Source organism: Streptomyces sp. NPDC057654 (genome assembly GCF_042800135.1).
In the GTDB taxonomy this organism is placed as follows: Bacteria; Actinomycetota; Actinomycetes; order Streptomycetales; family Streptomycetaceae; genus Streptomyces.
This window is the reverse complement of the sequence record NZ_JBHVHQ010000654.1, coordinates 1-4,932: the sequence shown is the minus strand read 5'-3', so window position 1 is coordinate 4,932 and position 4,932 is coordinate 1. Positions and strand designations below refer to the sequence as shown.

5 protein-coding genes are annotated in these 4,932 nt (G+C 71.0%); 3 read left to right on the top strand and 2 right to left on the bottom strand.

Going from position 1 to position 4,932, the window contains the following annotated elements:
• Positions 1 to 117 precede the first annotated feature (117 nt).
• On the bottom strand, positions 118 to 471 hold the full coding sequence (locus ACFU99_RS32925) for a HesB/IscA family protein (protein ID WP_384399015.1): 354 nt from the start codon (positions 469 to 471) through the stop codon (positions 118 to 120).
• 308 nt (positions 472 to 779) lie between these two features.
• Between ACFU99_RS32925 and nadA the strand changes: the two genes are divergently transcribed.
• From nadA to ACFU99_RS32910, 3 genes are all read left to right on the top strand, one after another.
• Positions 780 to 1,958, top strand: a complete 1,179-nt coding sequence (nadA, locus tag ACFU99_RS32920; RefSeq protein ID WP_384399013.1) for a quinolinate synthase NadA — start codon at positions 780 to 782, stop codon at positions 1,956 to 1,958.
• Between the two features lie 518 nt (positions 1,959 to 2,476).
• Positions 2,477 to 3,367 carry a hypothetical protein gene (locus tag ACFU99_RS32915; RefSeq protein WP_384399011.1) on the top strand — a complete coding sequence of 297 codons (891 nt, stop codon included), beginning with the start codon at positions 2,477 to 2,479 and terminating at the stop codon, positions 3,365 to 3,367.
• Positions 3,368 to 3,470: 103 nt separating this feature from the next.
• The gene (locus ACFU99_RS32910) at positions 3,471 to 4,205 is read left to right on the top strand and encodes a DUF4328 domain-containing protein (protein ID WP_384399009.1); all 735 of its coding nucleotides are present in this window, start codon (positions 3,471 to 3,473) and stop codon (positions 4,203 to 4,205) included.
• Between the two features lie 99 nt (positions 4,206 to 4,304).
• On the opposite strand, the gene ACFU99_RS32905 is transcribed toward ACFU99_RS32910, so the two are convergent.
• Complete coding sequence (locus tag ACFU99_RS32905; RefSeq protein WP_384399007.1) at positions 4,305 to 4,799, bottom strand: hypothetical protein; 495 nt, start codon at positions 4,797 to 4,799, stop codon at positions 4,305 to 4,307.
• Positions 4,800 to 4,932 lie beyond the last annotated feature (133 nt).

The following is a 4,932-nucleotide window of genomic DNA, read 5'->3' as shown; positions in this document are numbered from 1 at the left end:
GCTCGATGGGGCGCTGGTGGGCGGCTACGCCCGGGCGGGGGGGGGGGGCCGCGGGGGGGGGGGGGGCCCCCCCCGCCTCCTGTCGTCCGCATCGGCCGTGCCGGCCGGACGGACGGTTCAGTTGAAAGAGTCGCCGCAGGCGCAGGAGCCCGTGGCGTTCGGGTTGTCGATGGTGAAGCCCTGCTTCTCGATGGTGTCGACGAAGTCGATGGAGGCGCCGCCCAGGTACGGGGCGCTCATCCGGTCGGTGATCACCTTCACGCCGTCGAAGTCCTTCACGACGTCGCCGTCGAGCGAGCGCTCGTCGAAGAAGAGCTGATAGCGCAGGCCGGAGCAGCCGCCGGGCTGGACGGCGACGCGCAGCGCGAGGTCCTCGCGGCCTTCCTGCTCCAGCAGGGCCTTGACCTTCGACGCGGCGGCGTCCGACAGGATGATGCCGTCGCTCACGGTGGTCTCGTCCTGAACGCTCATCTGGTTCTCTCCCGGGTTGTTCGGACCGCTTGCCGTCGGATGCAACCTCCGGCACCCCGGATTCATTCCGGGCCCAGCACTTTTCTCTCCATTCATGCTCGCACACCACCCCTCTTACGGGCACGGGCCGCCGGGCCCCGATCTCCGTCACGGCCGCCGCCCTGATGCCCCGCGCGCCCCGCGTCGGGCTCCGAGGGGGGTGCGTCACATCGACACAAGGCCCATCGTCAAAGTGACGTGAAGCAGTTATGATAGATAGCGTCAAATTGACGACAAGGCTGTTTCGCGAAAGAGAAAGGGTGCGTGTCGTGACCACCGCCCAACCCCTGGATGTCCAGCCCTCGCCGCTGGCGCTCCTGCTTCTGGGCCGCGAGGCCGACCCCCGGAGCGAGCGCGGCGTGGAGTGCCCCGGCGATCTGCCGGCGCCCTCCGACCCGGACCTGGTGGAGCGCGCCCGCGCGGCCAAGGCCCGGCTCGGGGACAAGGTCTTCGTCCTCGGCCACCACTACCAGCGCGACGAGGTCATCGAGTTCGCGGACGTCACCGGGGACTCCTTCAAGCTCGCGCGGGACGCCGCCGCCCGGCCCGGCGCCGAGTACATCGTCTTCTGCGGCGTGCACTTCATGGCCGAGTCCGCCGACATCCTCACCGGCGACGGCCAGCAGGTCGTCCTGCCCGACCTGGCCGCGGGCTGCTCGATGGCGGACATGGCCACGGCCGAGCAGGTCGCCGAGTGCTGGGACGTCCTCACGGACGCGGGCGTGGCGGAGACGACCGTCCCCGTCTCGTACATGAACTCCTCCGCCGACATCAAGGCGTTCACCGGCAAGCACGGCGGCACGATCTGCACGTCCTCCAACGCGGAGCGCGCGCTGAGGTGGGCCTTCGAGCAGGGCGAGAAGATCCTCTTCCTGCCGGACCAGCACCTCGGCCGCAACACCGCCGTGCGCGACCTGGGCCTGTCGCTCGACGACTGCGTCCTGTACAACCCGCACAAGCCGGGCGGCGGGCTCACCGCCGAGGAACTGCGGGCGGCCAAGGTGATCCTGTGGCGCGGGCACTGCTCGGTGCACGGCCGGTTCTCGCTGGAGTCCGTGCGCGACGTGCGCGAGCGCATACCCGGCGTCAATGTGCTGGTGCACCCCGAGTGCCGGCACGAGGTCGTGGCGGCGGCGGACCTCGTCGGGTCGACGGAGTACATCATCAAGGCCCTGGAGGCGGCCCCGGCCGGTTCGAAGTGGGCCATCGGCACGGAGCTCAACCTCGTGCGGCGGCTCGCCAACCGCTTCGCGGCCGAGGGCAAAGAGATCGTCTTCCTCGACAAGACGGTCTGCTTCTGCTCGACGATGAACCGCATCGATCTGCCGCATCTGGTCTGGGCCCTGGAGTCGCTCGCCGACGGCAAGGTCGTCAACCGCATCGAGGTCGACCCGGAGGTCGCGGCCTTCTCGAAACTGGCCCTGGAGCGGATGCTGGCGCTGCCGTAACGCTGGTGCGTACACACGGGGCCGTTGCCTGCGCACGGGGCCGGTGCGTACACACGGGGCCGTGGAGTCCCGCACCTCATCAAGCGGATTCCGTTGGTTGATCCGGGGTCTGCCTGCTTCGCCCTGTCGGCCGTGTGGCCGGCGGGGCGAAGTGCTGCGAAGTGGCTGGTGCGGGTGCGATCTCGGGGTATGCCGGTGAGGTGGGCGTCGATGCGGGACAACTGTTTTCACCGCATGGAGTCGACTGGTCTTCCTTGTGCCCCGTCAATACACCATTCTGTGCTCCGGGGACGGCTTGATCTTTTGCTGGCAGTGCGAGCAGAACCAGTACCACTCATTGCTCGGATCTTTGCCGGTGGCCTTGGACATGTCCTTCCACAGAGGCTGATTCCTGCCGGGAGGGCAATAAGGGCAAACCGGGGGAATGGTGCGAACTGTCATAGTGCAGTGTGGTCTTGGATCAAGAGTCGAGCCGGGGAGCCTCAAACGAAGTCACTCAAATGAGGAAGGCCGCAGCCATGCCCGACGCCTCCGAACCCGTCCTCGACCTCGAAGCCCTGAAGTGGTCCGAAGCCGAGCACGACGCCGACACCGAGCGACGCGATGCCCTGGACCGGCGCGAGGCGGAGCGGCTGGCCACCGTCGCCGCCGAGCTGCGTCGCGCCTCGGGCGCCGAGCATCCCGACACGCTCGCCGCCCGGCGCGACCTCGTCATGTACGCGCATGAGCACCCCGGCCGCGTGGAGCGCCTGCTCGACCTCGTCGACCCGCTGGCCGCCGACTGCCTCCGCGTCCTGGGGCCGGACGGCCAAGTGACCATCTCCGTACTGGCCGTTCAGGCGATGGAGCGGCTGGACGAGGATGAGTGCGAGGGGACGGCGGCGAGCGAGGCGCCGGCGGTCCTCGCGGCGCTGGTGGAGCGGCAGACCCGGCTGTTGGGGCCCCGGCACCCGGAGACCCTCCGGCTGCGCCGCCGCCATGTCGCGTGCGTCTGCCGCGCGTACAAGCTCACCCACCGCGCCGGGCACGAGCCGCCCGCGCCGGACGGCCATCGGCGGTTGCTGCGGCTGTGGGCCGAGTTGGCCGCCGAGCACGCCGACGCGCTGGGGGCCGGCCATCCGGACACGTTCGCATGTCGAGACGAAGAGGCCGCAGAACACTGCGAGTTCGGCGAGCACGACGGCGAGGCGCTCCGCTACGCGGCGCTGGCCGCGGACCAGGCCCGCGTGCTCGGCCCGTACCACCCGGACACCTTGGGGAGCCGGGAGTCCCACCTGACCGCTCTGGCCGAGACCGGCCGGCCCGAAGAGGCCGCCGAGAGCGCCCGGTTGCGCCCTGTCCTCGTGGCCGACTGCGTGCGGGCCCTGGGCCGTGACCACCGGATCACCCAATTCGCCCTGGAGTCATAGCCGACAGGCAAATAATTGGATACTGCATGAAGTATGACGTACGTTCCTCCTCTGCAACCCGCCCCGCGAGGGCGGTCTCTTCGTCCCTGGGGGGATCTCCGTCATGTCGCACCACCCCGCCGCTCCGCCGCTCGGCGCTCCCGCGCCGTACCCGGCCGGCGGCCCCGTTCTCCGCTCGCCCGTCGGCCTCGCGACGGCCGTCACCGTGCTGCTCGGCGTGGTCGCCGCCTGCGACCTCTTCGCGCTCTACGCGGACTTCAACATCTATTCGCTGCTGGACAACGTTCTGACCACCAGTGCAGGCGAGTTGAAGCGGGCCGACGACCTGTACGCGGCGGCCGGCCGTTTCCAGGGGCTGGGCACGACCGCCACCGCCGTGGTCTTCATCATCTGGTTCCACCGGGTCCGGGGGAACGCCGAGATCTTCACGCAGGACGTCTGCACCCTGGGCCGCGGCTGGTCCATCGGCGGCTGGTTCATCCCCTTCGCCAACCTCTGGCTGCCCTTCCGCGTGGCCGCCGAGACCTGGCAGGCCAGCGCCCCGCAGACGCCGGACGGCTCGCTGCGCGAGGTCTCCCGCGCGCCCGTGCGCGCGTGGTGGATTCTGTGGCTGCTGGCGCTGGCGGCGGGCAGGGTGGGCCAGACCCTCTACAACCGCGCGAACACCCCGGAATCGCTCCAGCAGGCCATGGGCACCGTGATGCTGGGCGACCTGCTGGACCTCGCGGCGGCCGTGCTCGCGATCCTCTTCGTGCGGAAGCTGACGCGGATGCAGCGGGAGCGGGCGGAGCTCGGCACGTTCGCCGCGGTCATGCCGGGCGGGCCGACGATCGTCTGAGGGCGGGGTGGGGTCCGGGCCGCGGGCGCTGCTTACGGGCGGCTCCCGGCCCGTACGTCCCGTCAGCGCGGTTCCGGCCGGCCCCGGCCCGTACGTCCCTCAGCGCGGTTCCGCCGGGCGGGCCGCCGCCCGCCTGAGCAGGTAGGGGACGGCCCGCCGGTGCGTCAGCGCGGCGAACGGCCAGAGCACGCGGGCCGCCCCGTGCTCGTACCGGACGAAGGTGGTCAGCACCACCCGGACGCCCTCGGAGCGCAGCACGAGGCGGGCCGTCATCAGCGCCGACGTCTGCTCCAGGACGATCACGTCCGTCGACATCGTCACGATCCGCCAGCCGAGTACGTGCGTGGGGGCGGGGCGCGGGCCGAGCCGCAGGCGGAGCACCGATCGCCAGCCGGTGACCAGGAACCAGCGCATCGGGCCGGGGGCGCCCTCGAAGACGGATCTCGCCCACTGCTCCGGCGACCGCGGGAGCAGCGCCGAGCCGCCCGTGGTGACCGCGACGGCCTCCGCCCAGTCGTCCGCCGCGAGCCCGCCGACGCCCCGTGCCGCGTCGGCGACCTCGACCCGGCCCGTATGTAGTGTCGCTGCTGCCAAAACGGCCCCCTGCTCGATCTGCCGGACTGCTCGTCGATCTGCTCGTTGATCTGCTCGGGCGGGTACGCGACGAGGCTACCCGCGCGGTCGCTCGTACCCCCGAAGCGCGCCGGGACACGGCGAAGCCCCCACG

Coding starts and splice junctions, on each gene's coding strand:
- ACFU99_RS32925 (WP_384399015.1), bottom strand. CDS start 471: ATGAGCGTTCAGGACGAGACCACCGTGAGCGACGGCATCATCCTGTCG.
- ACFU99_RS32915 (WP_384399011.1), top strand. CDS start 2,477: ATGCCCGACGCCTCCGAACCCGTCCTCGACCTCGAAGCCCTGAAGTGG.
- ACFU99_RS32910 (WP_384399009.1), top strand. CDS start 3,471: ATGTCGCACCACCCCGCCGCTCCGCCGCTCGGCGCTCCCGCGCCGTAC.